The organism is Enterobacter sp. N5-15, assembly GCF_057221635.1.
This window is the reverse complement of record NZ_CM170150.1, coordinates 3,750,759-3,768,081: the sequence shown is the minus strand read 5'-3', so window position 1 is coordinate 3,768,081 and position 17,323 is coordinate 3,750,759. Positions and strand designations below refer to the sequence as shown.

Here is a 17,323-nt window from a genome sequence, read left to right as displayed (position 1 = left end):
TTTGACAGGCGGGAGGTCAATTTGATCCCGGACGTATCTCAGGCGCTGGCCTGGCTGGAAAACCACCCTCAGGCATTGAAGGGTATTCAGCGTGGTCTTGAGCGTGAAACGCTGCGCGTTAACGCGGACGGTAGCTTAGCGACGACGGGTCACCCGAAGGCGTTAGGCTCGGCGCTGACACATAAATGGATCACAACCGATTTCGCTGAAGCACTGCTGGAGTTCATCACGCCAGTAGAGGGTGATATTGATCATATGCTGACGATCATGCGCGATATCCATCGCTATACCGCGCGCAACATGGGCGACGAACGTATGTGGCCGCTCAGCATGCCGTGCTATATCGAGCAGGGCCAGGAGATTGAGCTGGCGCAGTACGGCACGTCAAATATCGGTCGGCTGAAAACGCTCTATCGCGAAGGGTTGAAAAACCGCTACGGCGCGTTGATGCAGACGATCTCTGGCGTGCATTACAACTTCTCGCTGCCAATGGCTTTCTGGCAGGCGAAATGCGGTGAAACAGATAAAGACGCGATCTCTGAGGGCTATTTCCGCCTGATCCGCAACTATTACCGTTTCGGCTGGGTGATCCCGTATCTGTTTGGTGCCTCCCCGGCGATCTGTTCTTCGTTCCTGCAGGGGAAACCGACCACGCTGCCGTTCGAGAAGACCGAGTGCGGAATGTACTATCTCCCGTACGCGACCTCTCTGCGCCTGAGCGATCTCGGTTATACCAATAAATCGCAAAGCAATCTCGGTATTACGTTTAACGAATTGCACGAATATGTGGCAGGATTGAAGCGGGCGATCAAAACCCCGTCGGAAGAGTACGAGAAAATCGGCCTCGAAAAAGACGGCAAGCGCCTGCAAATCAACAGCAATGTGCTGCAGATTGAAAACGAGCTGTATGCGCCTATTCGTCCTAAGCGCGTAACGCGCAGCGGTGAAACCCCGTCGGATGCGCTTCAGCGCGGTGGGATTGAATACATTGAAGTACGCTCGCTGGATATCAACCCGTTCTCACCGATTGGCGTTGATGAACAGCAGATTCGCTTCCTGGATCTGTTTATGGTCTGGTGCGTGCTGGCGGATGCGCCGGAAATGAGTTCAGACGAACTGCTCTGCACCCGTACAAACTGGAACCGCGTGATTCTGGAAGGGCGTAAACCGGGTCTGACGCTCGGTATCGGCTGCGAAACGGCACAGTTCCCGCTGACCAAAGTCGGCAAAGATCTGTTCCGTGACCTGAAGCGTGTTGCCCGGACAATGGACAGCATCGACGGCGGCGACGCGTATCAACAGATCTGCGATCGGCTGGTGGAAAGTTTTGATAATCCGGAACTGACGTTCTCAGCACGCATTCTGCGTTCTATGATCGATCAGGGCATTGGCGGCACGGGGCGTTCACTCTCAGCGGAGTACCGTGAGATGCTGATGCAGGAGCCGTTAGAAGTGCTGAGCGAAGCGGATTTTGTAGCGGAACGCGATGCGTCCGTTGTGCGTCAGAAAGAAGTTGAAGCGGCGGATACCGAGTCGTTTGAGGCGTTTCTGGCGAAGCAGGCTTAAGCAGAAAAGAAAAAGGCCACATCGCTGTGGCCAAAATATACATCTCTGAATTCAGGGATGATGATAACAAATGCGCGTCTTTCATATACTCAGACGCGCATTCTGTAGAAGAGTTCAGTTTATTTTAAAAAAAATCACTATCGGAGGTGACGTATGCCGTTATTAGATAGCTTTACTGTCGACCATACCCGTATGGAAGCACCTGCAGTTCGCGTGGCGAAGACCATGCACACCCCGCACGGCGACACGATCACCGTCTTCGATCTGCGTTTCTGCGTGCCAAATAAAGAAGTGATGCCAGAGAAAGGCATTCATACCCTGGAGCACCTGTTCGCTGGCTTCATGCGTGACCACCTGAACGGCAACGGCGTTGAGATCATCGATATCTCTCCGATGGGCTGCCGTACCGGTTTCTACATGAGTCTGATTGGTGTGCCTGACGAGAAACGCGTCGCAGATGCGTGGAAAGCGGCGATGGAAGACGTGCTGAAGGTGAAAGAGCAGAACCAGATCCCTGAGCTGAACGTTTACCAGTGCGGTACTTACCAGATGCACTCTCTGGAAGAAGCGCAGGAAATCGCGCGTCACATCATCGAGCGTGATGTTCGCGTGAACAGCAACGAAGAGCTGGCCCTGCCAAAAGAAAAACTGCAGGAACTGCACATCTAGTGCACCTTTTCCCTCTCCCTCAGGGAGAGGGTAGGGTGAGGGTTGTTTAACCCCATGACCACAACCGCAACCTTCTCCTTTACCCATCGTCCCCTCGTTCCGTTTGCCCATGATTATGTTCATGGCGACAGCGAACCGTGGCATGAGCACGACTGCGCGCAGCTGTTGCACACCCTGAGCGGCGTGGTACGGGTGGATACCGCATCGGGCTGTTGGGTAGTTCCTCCCGGTCGCGGCGTCTGGCTGCCGGCGGGGACAGAGCACTCGCTTCGCATCACCGGCAACGTGGCGGCGCGAACGCTGTTCATCGATCCGCTGGCGCGGGCCGATCTCCCCGCAACCTGCCAGATCGTGCAGATCGCGCCGCTGCTGCGCGAGCTGATCCTCGTCTCCCTTGCTTTACCTGAATCGTACTCACCCGGAAGCCGGGATGAACGCGTCTATGAGCTCATTCTCGATGAAATCCGCACTATGCCGGTGCTGCCGTTTCATCTGCCGGAGCCGGAAAGTGAGGCGTTACGTCACCTGTGTCTGCAAATCCGGCAAAACGCGGGGGAAAGCTGGAGCAGCGCGCAGGCCGCGAGCATGACGAACATGAGCGAGCGCACCCTGAACCGCCATTTTCAGCAGCAGACGGGATTAAGCTACGGCGAGTGGTTGAGAAGGGCACGCCTGCTGGAAGCCTTAGTGCGGCTGGCGCAGGGCCAGCCGGTATTGCGCGTGGCGCTGGAGCTGGGTTACGGCAGCCACAGCGCCTTTACGGCGATGTTCCGCCGGGTGATGGGCGTCTCCCCCAGCGATTACTTTAAGAACGACTGACGGCGTTAAGCAGCGCCTGAAGCGACGCGCGCGCCACGTCGCTGTCAATGCCCACGCCCCAGCGGCTGCTGCCGTCCTGGAACAGGCAGCGGATGTAGGCCACCGAGCGGCTGTCGCTGCGTTCACCTAACGTATGCTCGTGATAATCCTTAATCATGAACGGGGCGTTGACCCAGCGGCTTAAGCCCTGAGCTGCGGCGGAGAGCAGACCGTTACCCTGACCTTCCAGCTGACGCGTTCCCCCCTGCGTAGAGATGCTTGCCGTCAAACGCAGCTGGCCGTCCTGCTGGCTGTCGCTGCGGTAGGATTGCAGCGCAAACTGCGGCGTGGCTACCAGGCCGTAGCGGGTGCGGAACAGCTGCCACAGCGCATTCTGCGTCATCTCTTTTCCGTGGCGATCGGTTTCCTGCTGCACGTGCTGGCTGAAATCCTGCTGCAGGGCGCGGGGTAATTTCAGACCGTGATTCTGTTCGATGAGCCACGCGCTGCCGCTTTTCCCCGACTGGCTGTTTACGCGGATCACCGCTTCGTAGGTGCAGCCGATATCCTGCGGATCGACGGGCAGATAGGGCATCTCCCAGCGCTCGCCAGGCCTGCGGGCATCAAAGCCTTTTTTGATCGCGTCCTGGTGCGAGCCGGAGAAGGCGGTATAGGCCAGCCGACCCGCCCACGGATGGCGCGGATGCACCGGCAGCTGGTTGCAGGCTTCCACCACTTCCACCACCCGGTTCATATCGCTAAAGTCCAGATTCGGGCTGACGCCCTGGCTGTAGAGATTCATTGCCAGCGTCACCAGGCAGACGTTGCCCGTGCGCTCCCCGTTGCCAAACAGGCAGCCTTCCACGCGGTCTGCGCCCGCCATTACGGCCAGCTCGGCGCTGGCGACGCCGGTACCGCGGTCGTTATGCGGATGCACGCTGATGCAGACGTCGCGGCGGCGGCTGAAGTGGCGGCAGAAATACTCGATCTGGTCGGCATAGACGTTCGGCGTGCTCACTTCGACGGTGGCCGGTAAGTTGATCACCATGGGCCGTTCGTCGCACGGCTGCCAGATCTCCGCCACGGCTTCACAAATCTCCAGCGCAAATTCCGGTTCGGTAAAGCAGAAGGTTTCCGGGGAATACTCATACTGCCAGCGGGTGTCCGGGTTCTCTTCACACAGCTGACGAATAAGCCGCGTGGAGCGCGTCGCCAGCTCGACGACTTGCGCTTTCTCCATGCCGAACACCAGGCGGCGGAACAGCGGGGCGGTGGCGTTATAGAGATGGACGGTGGCCTGTTTCGCACCGCGCAGGGATTCGAAAGTGCGATGAATAAGATCTTCCCGCGCCTGGGTTAACACCTGAATCGTGACGTCATCCGGGATGCGGTTTTCTTCAATCAGCTGACGAACAAAGTTGAAATCGGTCTGCGAGGCGGAAGGAAAAGCGACCTCGATCTCTTTGAATCCGCAGCCCAGCAGCAGGTCCCAGAACTGCAGCTTGCGTGCGCTGTCCATCGGCTCGGCAAGGGCCTGGTTGCCGTCGCGCAGGTCGGTTGAGAGCCAGCGCGGCGCGCGGGTGATGCGTTGCTCCGGCCAGCGGCGGTCGGGCAGGGAAAGGATCGGATAGGGTTGGTACTTGTCGGCGGGTGTGTTCAGCATGATGCGCTCCTGTTGTCTTTTCACTATCGTGAATTGATTTCAGGCGCGCTGCTTTATCGGAACTGACAATGGCTATCGCATTCTGGACACGGTGCGGTTTTTTGCCGGATGGCGGCTACGCCTTATCCGGCCTACGTTCGTAGGCCCGGTAAGCGCAGCGCCACCGGGCAACTGTCCCAGGACTAGTGCGCACCGCCGCCGCCGCTACCGGCGCCAAACGGCGGTTTAGCAAACCACACCAGTCCCAGCAGGACGATAAAGATCCCTGCCGATATCCAGAAAATCTCGTTGGCCGAGATAATCAGTCCCTGGTTGGTGATCTGCTGGGCAATCCACCCTGACGCCTGCTGCTCCGTCATGCCCATTCCCTGCAGCTGGTTGTACATCTGCTGAGAGTTCGGGTTGAACGGATTCACCGCTTCGGTCAGCTGTGCATGATGCATCGATTCACGGTTCGTCCACAGGGTGGTGGTGATCGACGTACCAATCGAGCCCGCCAGCGTTCGCGTAAAGTTCGACAGGCTCGATGCCGCCGCCATGCGCTCAGGCGGTAAACCGGAAAGCGTGATGGTGGTCAGTGGCATAAAGAAACACGCCACGGCAAAGCCCTGAATAAACTGCGGCCACGCGGAGGCGCCAAAGTCCATTCCCGGTTCGAACGTATACGCGCGCCAGTAGAAGCAGACGGCGTACATGATAAAGCTGAACGTCACCAGCCTGCGCATGTCGAGCTTGTGGGCGAAGCGGCCAATAATCGGCGACAGCAGAACCGGAATCAATCCAACTGGCGCCGAGGCTAAACCTGCCCAGGTTGCGGTGTAGCCGTATACCTCCTGCAACAGCTGCGGCAGCAGTACAATCGCGCCGAAGTAGAGCATGTAGGCGAGGCTGATACACAGACAGCCTATGGTGAAGTTTCGCGACTTAAACAGCGACAGGTCGACTATCGGGTTATCGTCCGTCAGCTCCCAGACAATCAGGAAGCTCAGCGACACCACCGCGACAATCGTCAGGATGATGATCTCCCGGGAGTTGAACCAGTCCAGCTCTTTACCCTGGTCGAGCATGACCTGCAGGCTACCGATGCCGACAACCAGCAGTGCCAGACCAATGGCGTCGATACGCCGCTGTTCCGTCCGGGTTTCTCTTCCGCGCAGCGACTGGAGCGTCAGCATTACCACGATGGCGCCAATCGGTACGTTGATGAAGAAGATCCAGCCCCAGTGATAGTTGTCGCTGATATAGCCGCCCAAGATAGGCCCGCAAATCGGGGCGACAATCACGGTCATCGACCACAGCGCCAGCGCGATGGAGCGCTTGGCGGGCGGGTAGTTGTTCAGCAGTAAGCTCTGCGACAGCGGAATCAGCGGCCCGGCGACAATCCCCTGAATAACGCGGAAGAAGATCAGCATCGTCAGGCTGCTGGACATGCCGCACGCCCAGGAGGCAAGAACGAACAATACCGTCGACCAGAGGAACAGCTTCACTTCACCGACGCGCTTTGCCAGCCAGCCGGTAATCGGAATGGAGATGGCGTTTGCCACCCCAAACGAGGTAATGACCCAGGTCCCCTGGCTCAGCGACGAGCCAAGGTTACCGGCGATGGTCGGGATCGCCACGTTCGCGATGGTGGAGTCCAGCACCTGCATGAATGTCGCCAGCGACAGCGCGATGGTCATAATGACCAGCTGCGCGCCTTCCAGCGGTTTTTGCGGCTTTTGCTGTTGCATAACGCTCACCTTCGGATTAACCGGCGTTTGCCTTCACGATGTCATCGATCAGCTTGTTGACCGGATCGAGGCTAATTTCACGGGCGTTACTTTCATAAGCCGGGCTGCTGCGAACCTGGCTTGCCAGGATCTGACCGTCGCGGTTGGCGGTGTCGACCGTCACCAGCGTAGAGAGGCCGATACGCAGCGGGTGATCCGCCAGCTGTTTGGCATCCAGCTCAATACGCACAGGCAGACGCTGAACCACTTTGATCCAGTTGCCGGTGGCGTTTTGCGCAGGCAGCAGGGAGAAGGCGCTGCCGGTCCCCATATCCAGGCCGACCACTTTACCGGTGTACTTCACGTCGTCGCCGTAGATGTCGCTGACAACCGTCGCGGTCTGGCCGATACGCATATGGGCAAGCTGCGTCTCTTTAAAGTTGGCGTCTACCCACAGATTGTCTGCCGGCACGACCGCCATCAGCGGCGTGGTTGGGCTAATCTGCGCCCCTGGCTGGACGGAACGACGGGAGACGTAGCCGGTCATCGGGCTGACGATTTTGGTACGCTGCAGGGCAAGCCACGCGTTGCGCACTTCGGTCGCCGACTGCTGTACGGCGGGCTGGTTTTCCAGGCTGGTGCCCAGCACCATCGCTTGGTTAGCGTTGTACTGTTGAATGGCCACATCCAGCTGTGCCTGAGCGCTGGCAACGGCATCGCGGGCGTGCTGCAGCTCTTCACGGCCAATCAGGTTAGCCGTGCCGAGCGGTACGCGGCGGTTCAGGTCGCTCTGCGCCTGCGCCAGCGCCGTTTTCTGCACGTCGATGTTGGCCTGCAGCTGCTTGCTGTTGATCATCAGCTGGCGGGTCTGACGGACGCTGGAGGCCAGCGCGGTCTGTGCTTTTTCAAACGCCTGCTGGGCGTCGGTTGGATCGAGGGTCACCAACACATCGCCTTTTTGCACAAAGTCGGTATTGTCAGCCCAGACTTTCGTCACGCTGCCCGACACCTGCGCCATAATTTGTACCTGGTTCCCTGCCACGTACGCGTCGTCAGTCTCTTCAGCATGACGCAGTACTAAAAACCAATAGATCCCATATGCCACGGCAATAATGATAAAGAGCAAGGTCAACAGAAGAAGGGCGCTCTTACGTTTGCCTTTCTTGTTGCCCGGCTGCTGCGGGGTAGTGCTCTCCGCATTTGCGCTCATTGTAGTTCTCCACGATCTTCTTATTTTCACATCGGCTGAGCCGACCTGTTGTCAGAAAGGCCAGCAGTGTGACGTGCTGGCCTGTCGGTTTTCTTATGAATCTGGAATGGTGAGCGTGTCGTCGCGTTAGCGCAGCGCCTCAAGAACGGCGCCGTCTTCATCCATCTGGTCCAGACGGGTGAGCAGCTTGCGAGTGATGTGCTCAAGCTGGTCGCGCTCGGCGGTGCTGAGGGCAGACCAGAGTTTGTGCAGGCAATTGTGCTGAGGTGGCAGCACCTCACGCAGGAACTGGTGACCTTTATCGGTCAGTTGCAGATGCAGGCAGCGGCGATCGTTGTCGCTTTCACGGCGCTCAATCCAGCCACGCTTTTCGAGTTCATCGGCAATACGGGTCGCATTGGTACGGGAGGAGCCCAGCGCGCAGCTCAGTTCGGAAGGCTGAATGCTGTGATTTTCCTGAGACTCCAGCGTAATCAACGCCATAAACAACGTCTCGTTAATCCCTTGAGCTTTCAGCATTTTATTACGGTTTTCCAGTAGCTTACCCTGCATGTGCATGCACAAGCGGGTCAGCAGGATTTCCTGGTACGGGAAGTCCTCATGGCGACTGGCGCGGAATTTAAGCATTTGTTCAATGGGCGTAAACGAACTATCCATTTGGGCATAACCTCATTAATTACAGCCGATATAGTAACGATAGTGACAAATAATGTAAATGAATTATTTGTGCGGTTATATCCGCCAAACTTATGTCACCATCAGAAAGCGCCGGGTAAGTCCGTGACCCGGTGAGCACAGAAAGCGTAGGGTGTGAACCCGCTGAAGAGAGGATGTGAGGACGGGGGTCTGAACTATTCATGCCGATTGTAAATATGTCACCCACATTAAAATTTCTGGGATAAATGATTACGTTTACATTAACAGAGTGAAGGGCCTCTTAACACCCTAAGAGGCCAACGCAATGTAAAACTTAGTGAATTGCATCCTGACGATGGTAGCCGCGCCACCATACTAGCAGGTTAAGGGTAGCGACGATGGCCCCAATCGCACATACCCCAGACCACCCTGCATGCTGCCACGCTGACGCGGAAATGAGCGAACCCGCAGCGCCGCCGATGAAGTAGCTGGTCATGTAACCGGCCGTCAGGCGGTTACGCGCCTCTGGCTTCACGCGATAGATGACGGTTTGATTGGTGATGTGAACGCCCTGCACGGTGAGATCGAGCACCAGGATACCGACGATCAGCGCCAGCACCGAGATGTGTCCGTACCAGATCGCCGCCCAGGAGAGCAGAAGTAAAACCAGCCCTGCGGAGGTGGTCAGGTGGGATTTGCCCTTGTCGGCCAGCCCGCCTGCGGGACGCGCGCCCAGTGCGCCAGCGGCGCCGGCCAGACCGAACAGGCCAATCACCCCTTCGGAATAATTGAACGGCGGCGCGGCCAGCAGAAACGCCATCGACGTCCACAGGATGCTGAAGTTAGCGAAGGTGAAACAGCCCAGCAGGGCGCGGGTGCGTAGAAGCTTGTCCTGGGTGAACAGACTGAAAACGGAGGCCAGCAGCTGAGGATAGTTCAGGTGATTTTCCTGCTTCACCTTTGGCAGCCCGCGCCACAGCGCCAGCGCCATGATGACCATCAGCACGCTCGCCACCCAGTATACGGTGCGCCAGCCGCCGAGGCTTGCCAGCAGCCCTGCAACGGTACGCGCCAGCAAAATCCCCAGCAGCAGGCCGCTCATGATGGTGCCCACCACCTTGCCGCGTTTTTCCGGGGAGGCGAGGGTCGCGGCGAGCGGAACCAGGATTTGCGCCACCACGGAAAACAGCCCCGTTAGCGCGGTACCCACGATCATCATCGTCAGCGACTGGCTGCTGGCGGTGATCAGCATCCCACCGGCAGCCAGCAGGGTCATGGAGACGATCAGCATTCGCCGTTCAAACATATCGCCGAGCGGTACCAGGAACAGCAGCCCGGCGGCATAGCCCAGCTGTGCAGCGGTGACGATAAAGCCTGCGGAGCTGGCGGAGAGATTGAACGCGCGGGCGATGGTGTCGAGAAGAGGCTGCGCGTAATAGTTGCTGGCGACTGCCAGACCCGTTGCCACGGACATTAAAAGGATGAGTGCGGGGCTAAGCCCTTGAGTTGTTTTTGTCATTAGTTTCAGGAATCGTTAGTTGAGTGATTATTTTTCCGGAAACCATAATAGCTAATGATTGTGAAAGTTGGGGGATTGTTGGGTGATGTATTGTGCGGTTTAGGGGATGGTGCGGTCTGGTGCCCTCACCCTAACCCTCTCCCACGGGGAGAGGGAACGCTAACACCCTCTCCCTTCGGGAGAGGGCTGGGGTGAGGGGAAAGTACTTTACTTCTGCGCCTCTAGCGCCTCTTTCACCCAGCCGTCAAACTGCTGCTGGTGGGCTTTGATCCAGCCGTCCACGTGGCCTTTCACATCCGCTTCAGACGATTTGCCCGCATGCATCATCGCGTTCTGGGCATTGATGTCCGCCAGCGGCAGCTTCATCACCGAGAACAGCTTCGCCACCGCCGGGTTTTTCTCCGCCCAGGCTTTGTTGGCCACGATATGCATGGTGTTCACCGGGAAGCCGTAGTTCATGCCGTTCGGCAGCCTGGTGTCGATATCTTTCTGCTCGCCCGGCAGGGAGGAGAACGGCACCTGCAGCCACACCACGTCTTTACCCGGCTTCAGCACGTCGCTCACCCAGTATGGCGTCCAGGTGTAGTAGATCACCGGTTTACCCTCTTTGAAGCGGGCAATGGTGTCGGCCATCATCGCTGAATAGTTGCCGTGGCTCACGTCGACCGTTTTCGCCAGATCGAAGGCTTTGTTCTGGTGGTTAATCACCGCCTCACAGCCCCAGCCCGGCGAGCAGCCCATCATGTCGGCCTTGCCGTCGCCGTTGGTGTCGAACAGTTTGGCGATCTTCGGATCTTTCAGCTGTTCAATATTGGTGATGTGGTACTTATCTGCGGTTTTCTTGTCGATCAGATACCCCTGCGCCGCACCCGTCACGAAGGTCCCTTCGCGATAGAACTTCTTGTCGCCACCGGCGGCGGCATACATGTCGTCGTGCAGCGGCTGCCAGTTCACCGCGGTAAAGGTGGCGTCACCGGAGGCAATCGACGTGTAGCCCACGTTGTAATCCACTTCGCTCGGCGTGTTGACCGTATAGCCCAGCTTCTCCAGCGCGCGGCTGACGATCAGGGTCTGGAAGCTCTCTTCCGAAATGGTGCTCTGCACCGGCTGCACGGTAATGCCTTTGCCCGGCAGGTCTGCCGCAAACGCGCTGGTGGAGACAAGGGTGGCAAACGCGGTAGCAAAAAGTACGTTATGTCGCATCGTTGTTCCTTATTTTGATTTGGTGAAAGGGCGGGTGAGTAACCCGACAGGGCCGGTGGTATACCAGCGACGGTTGCCGCGACTGCGTGAATCACGACCGACGGCCTGGGTCAGGCGGTCAAGAATAATGGCGAGGATCACAATTCCGACGCCGCCGACGGTGGCCAGCCCCATGTCGAGACGGCCAATGCCGCGCAGCACCATCTGACCCAGACCGCCAACGGCGATCATCGAGGCGATCACCACCATCGACAGGGCCAGCATCAGCGTCTGGTTAACGCCCGCCATGATGGTCGGCATCGCCAGCGGGAGCTGAACTTTAAACAGCATCTGACGCGGACTGGCACCAAACGAACGTGACGCTTCGATCAGGTCAGCAGGCACCTGGTTGATCCCCAGAATGGTCAGACGAATAATCGGCGGCAGGGCGAAGATAATGGTCACCACCACCCCCGGCACGTTACCGATGCCGAACAGCATCACGATAGGCACCAGATAGACGAACGCCGGGGTGGTCTGCATCGCATCCAGCAGCGGGCGAATAATCTTCGCCGCCCGCGGGCTGCGCGCCAGCCAGATCCCCATCGGTAAGCCGATGACAATGCAAAAGAGCAGGGCGGTCAGCACCAGCGCCAGGGTGATCATCGCCTGCGACCACGCGCCAATCGCGCCAATGGCAATCAGCGAAATCAGCGTAGCGATCCCCATCCCTGCGCTACCGAACTGCCAGGCGATCAGGGAGAACAGGATAATCGCCACCGGTGCCGGCATGCCCAGCATCAGCTGCTGGAAGCCGTTCAGGATGTAATCCACCGGGACGCGGATCCCCTGGAAGACCGGACGGAAGTGCGTGACCACCCAGTCGATCCCCTCTGTAACCCAGCTGTCCAGCGGGATCAGCGTTTTGTGGAACGGATCCATGATGTTGAAGTGTTCTGGCGCAGGCGCGGGTGCGCTGTTCAGCCAGTCTGCCGCGCCGCCGCCATCGGCAGGAGCGGGCGTGGAACCCCACGCGTCGGCGGATTGCGCAGCGCTGTCCGCTGCCTCAGTGGTACCCCACGGGTTAGATTGATCGGTCATTGTTTGCCCCCTCGCGATCTAAAGCCTGCAGCAGCATCCGTTTTGAGATGATGCCGACGTACTGTTGTTCCTCACCGACGACCGGTACGGCGCACGGCGCCTGGCCCACGTGAGAGAGCAGCTCGCTGAGCGGCGTTTCGGCGTCCACGGCAAGCGGAGCGTCAATTAACGCCGCATCGATTCCCTGGTTCTCAGTGAGAGCCGTTTTCAGGGAGTCGATGGAGACAATGCCAACAAATTTATTGCCGCGTTCAACCAGATAACCGTATTCACGGTCTTCGTCCTGCAGCAGCTTAAGCGCCGAGCGCGGGCCAAAGCCTGGCGTTTTACGGATAATGCCGTTTGGCGCTCGACGGGCAATATCTTTGGCGCTAAAGACCTGGCTAATATCCACGCCGCGGAAGAAGGTGCGGACATAATCGTTCGCCGGATTATTGAGAATTTCATCCGGCGTGCCGACCTGCACCACTTCACCGTTTTGCATAATGGCAATACGGTCGCCAATACGCATGGCTTCATCCAGATCGTGGGAAATAAAGACAATAGTGCGCTGATGTTTAGCCTGTAATTTTACCAGCTCATCCTGCATCTCGGTGCGAATTAACGGATCGAGGGCGGAGAAGGCTTCATCCATTAATAATATGTCTGGATTAATGGCTAATGCACGGGCTAATCCCACGCGCTGGCGCATACCGCCGGAAAGTTCATCCGGGTACCCATGCGCATAATTTTCCAGCCCGACCTGACGCAGTGCATCAAGGGCTTTTTCCTGACGTTCCTGAGCGGGCGTGCCGGCTAATTCCATACCGAAGGCGGTATTATCCAGCACCGTCATGTGCGGCATCAGCGCGAATGACTGGAACACCATTGCGATCTTCTTTCTGCGCACCTCGCGAAGCTCTGCGTCTGATATTCTGGCGATATCGACGCCGTCAATCAGTACCTGTCCGCGGGTGGGTTCAATCAGGCGATTGAGAAGGCGAACCATAGTGGATTTACCCGAACCGGATAATCCCATGATGACAAAAATCTCGCCTTCTTCAATGGCCAGACTGGCGTCTTTAACGCCAAGCGATAGCCCGGTTTTTTCCAGAATTTGCTCTTTCGTAAGGCCTTTCTCAATATATTTGAATGCGCGCTGCGGGTGCTCGCCAAATACTTTATAAAGATTTTTCACTTCTAATTTAATTGCCATGCAATAGAGAGTGTCCTGTTATTTGTTTATGCCGATATGATTACCATGGTAAATTGTTAACGGGCATAACCCTAACATACTGAGAATCTGAGACAACCCTGCATCGAGCTGAGGGCGGAATTTTGACGCAAGCGAAACGGCTGAATTTCCCATGAATAAAGGGCTGAGGGCGGTTTGAATTTTTCTCGATTTTTTGCTGCTGCATCGGGAAATTTCGCCTGAATCGGAATGATTCAGGCGAATATGACGCGGAAATTACAGTGTAGTTGTTTTGTAAATATTAGAGAGGGAATTGTTGGGTTTATATTAAATTAACGAACGTTAGCGTTCATTAAAAATCCCAGTCTTCATCCTCGGTTTCCACTGCTTTGCCCATCACATACGATGAGCCCGATCCCGAGAAGAAATCGTGGTTTTCGTCAGCATTGGGCGACAGCGCGGCCAGAATAGCCGGGTTCACCTCCGCCATCTCCGGCGGGAACAGCGCGTCGTAACCCAGGTTCATCAGCGCCTTGTTGGCGTTGTAGCAGAGGAAGGCCTTCACGTCGTCCTCCCAGCCGGTGCCGGCGTAGAGTTCTTCGGTATAGCTCAGCTCGTTGTCGTACAGATCCATCAGCAAATCGAGCGCAAAGCCTTTAAGCTCCTCGCGCTTTGCCTCGCTGACTTTCTCCAGCCCTTTCTGGTACTTATAGCCGATGTAATACCCGTGCACCGCTTCATCACGAATGATGAGCCGAATCAAATCGGCGGTGTTGGTGAGCTTGCCCCGGCTCGACCAGTACATGGGCAGCCAGAAGCCGGAATAGAAGAGGAAGGATTCCAGGAACACGCTGGCGATCTTCTTCTTCAGCGGCTCGTCGGCCCGGTAATACGCCAGCACCAGCTCCGCCTTTCTCTGTAGTGACTCGCTCTCTTCGCTCCAGGTGTAGGCCGCGTCCACGTCTTTGGTCTGACACAGGGTAGAGAAAATCGAGCTGTAGGAGCGGGCATGCACCGCCTCCATAAAGCTGATGTTCGACATCACCGCCTCTTCGTGCGGCGTTAGCGCGTCGCTCATCAGAGCGGGCGCACCGACGGTATTTTGAATGGTGTCCAGCAGCGTCAGGCCGGTAAAGACGCGGATCGTCAGCTGCTGTTCGGCGTGGCCGAGCGTTTGCCAGGCCGGAATATCGTTGGAGAGCGGGACCTTTTCCGGCAGCCAGAAGTTGCTGGTCAGACGGTTCCACACCTCCAGGTCTTTGTCGTCCTGGATTTTGTTCCAGTTAACGGCACTCACGCGTGACAGTTTCATCCTTTCTCCTTACAGCGCGCAGGACACGCAGCCTTCGATTTCGGTGCCTTCCAGCGCAAGCTGGCGCAGGCGAATGTAGTACAGCGTTTTGATGCCTTTCTTCCAGGCGTAGATCTGCGCTCTGTTGATATCCCGCGTGGTGGCGGTGTCCGGGAAGAACAGCGTCAGCGACAGCCCCTGATCCACATGTTTCGTCGCCTCCGCGTAGGTATCGATGATTTTTTCCGGGCCTATCTCATACGCATCCTGATAGAGCGCCAGGTTCTCATTGGTCATAAACGGGGCAGGGTAGTAAACGCGCCCGGTTTTGCCTTCCTTACGAATTTCAATTTTCGACACGATCGGGTGAATGCTCGACGTGGCGTGGTTGATGTAGGAAATCGATCCGGTCGGCGGTACGGCCTGCAGGTTCTGGTTATAAATGCCGTAGCGCATCACGTCGTCACGCAGCTGCTGCCACATCTCGTGCGTCGGCAGGGTAATCCCCGCGCGGGCAAACAGTGCGCGCACTTTTTCGGTTTTCGGCTGCCAGTCGCCTTCCAGATACTGGCTGAAATACGCCCCGCTGGCGTAGCGGGACTGCTCAAAGCCCGCGAAGCGCTGGTTGCGCTCGCGCGCCAGCATCATCGAGGTGTGCAGCGCGTGCCAGGTAATGGTGTAGAAATAGAGGTTGGTGAAATCCAGCCCTTCCGGACTGCCGTAGGCGATGCCTTCCCGCGCCAGATAGCCGTGCAGGTTCATCTGCCCCAGCCCGATGGCGTGCGACGCGGCGTTACCCGCTTCAATAGACGGCACGCTGCGGATATGGCTCATGTCCGACACCGCCGTTAGCCCGCGAATGGCGGTCTCCACCGTGCGGCCAAAGTCGGGGGAATCCATGGTGTGGGCAATATTCAGCGACCCGAGGTTGCAGGAGATATCCTTGCCGATGTCCGCGTAGTCCAGGTTCTCGTCGTAGGCTGACGCGCTGTTGACCTGCAAAATCTCCGAGCACAGGTTGCTCATATTGATGCGCCCGGCAATCGGGTTCGCGCGGTTCACCGTATCTTCATACATGATGTACGGATAGCCGGACTCAAACTGGATCTCCGCAAGCCGCTGGAAGAACTCGCGGGCGTTGATGGTTTTTTTGCGAATGCGATCGTCGGCCACCAGCTCGTTGTACAGCTCGCTGATGGCCACATCGCCAAACGCTTTGCCATAAATACGCTCAATATCGTACGGCGAGAAGAGCGCCATGTCGGCATTCTCCCTGGCCAGCTTAAAGGTGATGTCCGGGATCACCACGCCGAGCGACAGGGTTTTGATGCGGATTTTTTCGTCGGCGTTTTCGCGCTTGGTATCGAGAAAACGCAGAATGTCCGGGTGGTGCGCGTGCAGGTAAACCGCCCCCGCGCCCTGGCGTGCGCCAAGCTGGTTAGCATACGAAAACGCATCCTCCAGCATCTTCATCACCGGGATCACGCCGGAGGACTGGTTTTCGATGCGCTTTATCGGCGCGCCCGCTTCACGCAGGTTTGAGAGCAGAAACGCCACGCCGCCACCGCGTTTGGAAAGCTGCAGCGCAGAGTTCACCGCGCGGCCAATCGACTCCATATTGTCTTCGATACGCAGCAGGAAGCAGGAAACCAGCTCGCCGCGCTGGGCTTTGCCGCAGTTGAGAAAGGTCGGCGTGGCGGGCTGGAAGCGTCCGGAGAGGATCTCCTCGGTTAGCTGCTCCGCCAGCGCTTCATCACCCTGCGCCAGCGTCAGGGCCACCATCACGGTGCGATCTTCAAAGCTCTCTAAGTAGCGCTTGCCGTCAAAGGTCTTGAGGGTATAGCTGGTGTAGTACTTCCACGCGCCGAGAAACGTCTGGAAACGAAAGCCGCTGGCGTGAGCGCGTTCAAACAGCGTCACCACAAAGGCGCGGTCGTAGCGGGTCAGCACGCGTTCTTCGTAGTAGCCTTCTTTAATCAGATAGTCGAGACGTTCATTCTGGCTTGCAAACGTCACGCTGTTGGGCCGCACGTGGGCGGCAAAAAAGGCATCCACCGCCTCACTGTCTTTATCGAACTGGATGCGCCCCTCCCGATCGTAGAGGTTAAGCATGGCGTTTAATGCGTGGTAATCCGGTGTCGCCTGAATCACCCGTTCTGCGGTTGTCGTTGCCAAAATTCGTTCACTCCTTTACGCACGTTTTCGACGTCCTGCTGTGTCCCCATCAGCTCAAAACGATAGAGATACGGCACGCCGCATTTTTGAGAGATGACATCCCCGGCGCGGCCAAAGGCATCGCCGAAATTGCGATTCCCCGCCGCGATAACGCCGCGGATTAGCCCGCGGTTATGAGGATCGTTGAGAAAGCGGATCACCTGACGGGGAACGGCCCCCGCCGTGCCGCCGCCGCCATAGCTGGGCACCACCAGAATGTACGGTTCCTCTACCCGGATCCGCTCCCGCTCGTTGAGCGGAATACGCACCGCATGCAGCCCGACGCGCTCGATAAAGCGGAGCGTGTTTTCCGAGCTGCTGGAGAAGAAAACCAGCCCACTCATGCCCTGGCGGCCTGCGCGGTCAGGCGGTTAATCATGTCCGGGCGGAAGCCGGACCAGCTTGTCTCCCCGGCGATTACCACCGGAAGCTGACGAAAACCCTGCTTGCGCAGGGTATCTGCGGCCTCGGGGACCTGGTCAATATTCACCATCTCAAACGCTACGCCACGGCTTTCCATTGCCCGTTTTGTGGCGTGGCACTGAACACAATCGTTACGAGTGTAAATAATAATGCTCATGATTCGTATTT

The 17,323-nt window shown here is 57.5% G+C and carries 15 protein-coding genes; 3 read left to right on the top strand and 12 right to left on the bottom strand.

Going from position 1 to position 17,323, the window contains the following annotated elements; genetic code table 11:
- Positions 1–21: 21 nt before the first annotated feature.
- From gshA to AC2TE5_RS17745, 3 genes are all read left to right on the top strand, one after another.
- Positions 22–1,566, top strand: a complete 1,545-nt coding sequence (gene gshA / locus AC2TE5_RS17755; protein ID WP_159514771.1) for a glutamate--cysteine ligase — start codon at positions 22–24, stop codon at positions 1,564–1,566.
- 153 nt (positions 1,567–1,719) lie between these two features.
- Positions 1,720–2,235, top strand: coding sequence for an S-ribosylhomocysteine lyase (gene luxS, locus AC2TE5_RS17750; protein ID WP_047646219.1), 516 nt, complete (start codon positions 1,720–1,722; stop codon positions 2,233–2,235).
- 54 nt (positions 2,236–2,289) lie between these two features.
- Positions 2,290–3,054 (top strand): AraC family transcriptional regulator, encoded by a 765-nt coding sequence (locus AC2TE5_RS17745; protein ID WP_213328622.1) that lies wholly within the window; start codon positions 2,290–2,292, stop codon positions 3,052–3,054.
- Here AC2TE5_RS17745 and leuA read toward each other — a convergent pair.
- The 12 genes from leuA to nrdH all read right to left on the bottom strand — a co-directional run bounded on the left by leuA (position 3,041) and on the right by nrdH (position 17,312).
- A complete protein-coding gene (gene leuA / locus AC2TE5_RS17740; RefSeq protein WP_484612106.1) occupies positions 3,041–4,696 on the bottom strand; it encodes a 2-isopropylmalate synthase in 1,656 nt (551 codons plus the stop codon). The two genes, AC2TE5_RS17745 and leuA, sit on opposite strands and share 14 nt — an antisense overlap.
- A 182-nt stretch (positions 4,697–4,878) precedes the next feature.
- Entirely contained in the window at positions 4,879–6,426 is a 1,548-nt protein-coding gene (emrB, locus tag AC2TE5_RS17735) for a multidrug efflux MFS transporter permease subunit EmrB (protein WP_038417314.1), read from the bottom strand.
- Between the two features lie 16 nt (positions 6,427–6,442).
- A complete protein-coding gene (gene emrA, locus AC2TE5_RS17730; protein WP_063144178.1) occupies positions 6,443–7,615 on the bottom strand; it encodes a multidrug efflux MFS transporter periplasmic adaptor subunit EmrA in 1,173 nt (390 codons plus the stop codon).
- Between the two features lie 126 nt (positions 7,616–7,741).
- Entirely contained in the window at positions 7,742–8,272 is a 531-nt protein-coding gene (gene mprA, locus AC2TE5_RS17725; RefSeq protein ID WP_023308933.1) for a transcriptional repressor MprA, read from the bottom strand.
- 313 nt (positions 8,273–8,585) lie between these two features.
- Positions 8,586–9,770, bottom strand: a complete 1,185-nt coding sequence (locus AC2TE5_RS17720) for an MFS transporter (protein ID WP_121424494.1) — start codon at positions 9,768–9,770, stop codon at positions 8,586–8,588.
- A 207-nt stretch (positions 9,771–9,977) separates the two neighbouring features.
- Positions 9,978–10,973: a glycine betaine/L-proline ABC transporter substrate-binding protein ProX gene (proX, locus tag AC2TE5_RS17715; protein WP_484612105.1), complete on the bottom strand. Its 996-nt coding sequence runs from the start codon at positions 10,971–10,973 to the stop codon at positions 9,978–9,980.
- A gap of 9 nt (positions 10,974–10,982) precedes the next feature.
- Positions 10,983–12,053 (bottom strand): glycine betaine/L-proline ABC transporter permease ProW, encoded by a 1,071-nt coding sequence (proW, locus tag AC2TE5_RS17710; RefSeq protein WP_159514766.1) that lies wholly within the window; start codon positions 12,051–12,053, stop codon positions 10,983–10,985.
- Positions 12,037–13,248: a glycine betaine/L-proline ABC transporter ATP-binding protein ProV gene (gene proV / locus AC2TE5_RS17705; RefSeq protein WP_484612104.1), complete on the bottom strand. Its 1,212-nt coding sequence runs from the start codon at positions 13,246–13,248 to the stop codon at positions 12,037–12,039. The genes proW and proV overlap by 17 nt, the downstream gene beginning before the upstream one ends.
- A 331-nt stretch (positions 13,249–13,579) precedes the next feature.
- Positions 13,580–14,539: a class 1b ribonucleoside-diphosphate reductase subunit beta gene (gene nrdF / locus AC2TE5_RS17700; protein ID WP_213328617.1), complete on the bottom strand. Its 960-nt coding sequence runs from the start codon at positions 14,537–14,539 to the stop codon at positions 13,580–13,582.
- A gap of 9 nt (positions 14,540–14,548) precedes the next feature.
- Entirely contained in the window at positions 14,549–16,693 is a 2,145-nt protein-coding gene (nrdE, locus tag AC2TE5_RS17695; RefSeq protein ID WP_213328616.1) for a class 1b ribonucleoside-diphosphate reductase subunit alpha, read from the bottom strand.
- Positions 16,666–17,076 carry a class Ib ribonucleoside-diphosphate reductase assembly flavoprotein NrdI gene (gene nrdI / locus AC2TE5_RS17690; RefSeq protein ID WP_214539112.1) on the bottom strand — a complete coding sequence of 137 codons (411 nt, stop codon included), beginning with the start codon at positions 17,074–17,076 and terminating at the stop codon, positions 16,666–16,668. The genes nrdE and nrdI overlap by 28 nt, the downstream gene beginning before the upstream one ends.
- Positions 17,073–17,312, bottom strand: coding sequence for a glutaredoxin-like protein NrdH (gene nrdH, locus AC2TE5_RS17685; protein ID WP_213328614.1), 240 nt, complete (start codon positions 17,310–17,312; stop codon positions 17,073–17,075). Before nrdH ends, nrdI begins: the two co-directional genes overlap by 4 nt.
- Positions 17,313–17,323: the final 11 nt, after the last annotated feature.

Excerpts from the sequence above, each read along its gene's own strand:
- AC2TE5_RS17720 (WP_121424494.1), bottom strand. The coding sequence starts at position 9,770 with ATGACAAAAACAACTCAAGGGCTTAGCCCCGCACTCATCCTTTTAATG.
- mprA (WP_023308933.1), bottom strand. The coding sequence starts at position 8,272 with ATGGATAGTTCGTTTACGCCCATTGAACAAATGCTTAAATTCCGCGCC.
- proV (WP_484612104.1), bottom strand. The coding sequence starts at position 13,248 with ATGGCAATTAAATTAGAAGTGAAAAATCTTTATAAAGTATTTGGCGAG.
- AC2TE5_RS17745 (WP_213328622.1), top strand. The coding sequence starts at position 2,290 with ATGACCACAACCGCAACCTTCTCCTTTACCCATCGTCCCCTCGTTCCG.
- emrA (WP_063144178.1), bottom strand. The coding sequence starts at position 7,615 with ATGAGCGCAAATGCGGAGAGCACTACCCCGCAGCAGCCGGGCAACAAG.
- proX (WP_484612105.1), bottom strand. The coding sequence starts at position 10,973 with ATGCGACATAACGTACTTTTTGCTACCGCGTTTGCCACCCTTGTCTCC.
- leuA (WP_484612106.1), bottom strand. The coding sequence starts at position 4,696 with ATGCTGAACACACCCGCCGACAAGTACCAACCCTATCCGATCCTTTCC.
- nrdH (WP_213328614.1), bottom strand. The coding sequence starts at position 17,312 with ATGAGCATTATTATTTACACTCGTAACGATTGTGTTCAGTGCCACGCC.
- luxS (WP_047646219.1), top strand. The coding sequence starts at position 1,720 with ATGCCGTTATTAGATAGCTTTACTGTCGACCATACCCGTATGGAAGCA.
- nrdF (WP_213328617.1), bottom strand. The coding sequence starts at position 14,539 with ATGAAACTGTCACGCGTGAGTGCCGTTAACTGGAACAAAATCCAGGAC.
- nrdI (WP_214539112.1), bottom strand. The coding sequence starts at position 17,076 with ATGAGTGGGCTGGTTTTCTTCTCCAGCAGCTCGGAAAACACGCTCCGC.
- proW (WP_159514766.1), bottom strand. The coding sequence starts at position 12,053 with ATGACCGATCAATCTAACCCGTGGGGTACCACTGAGGCAGCGGACAGC.
- emrB (WP_038417314.1), bottom strand. The coding sequence starts at position 6,426 with ATGCAACAGCAAAAGCCGCAAAAACCGCTGGAAGGCGCGCAGCTGGTC.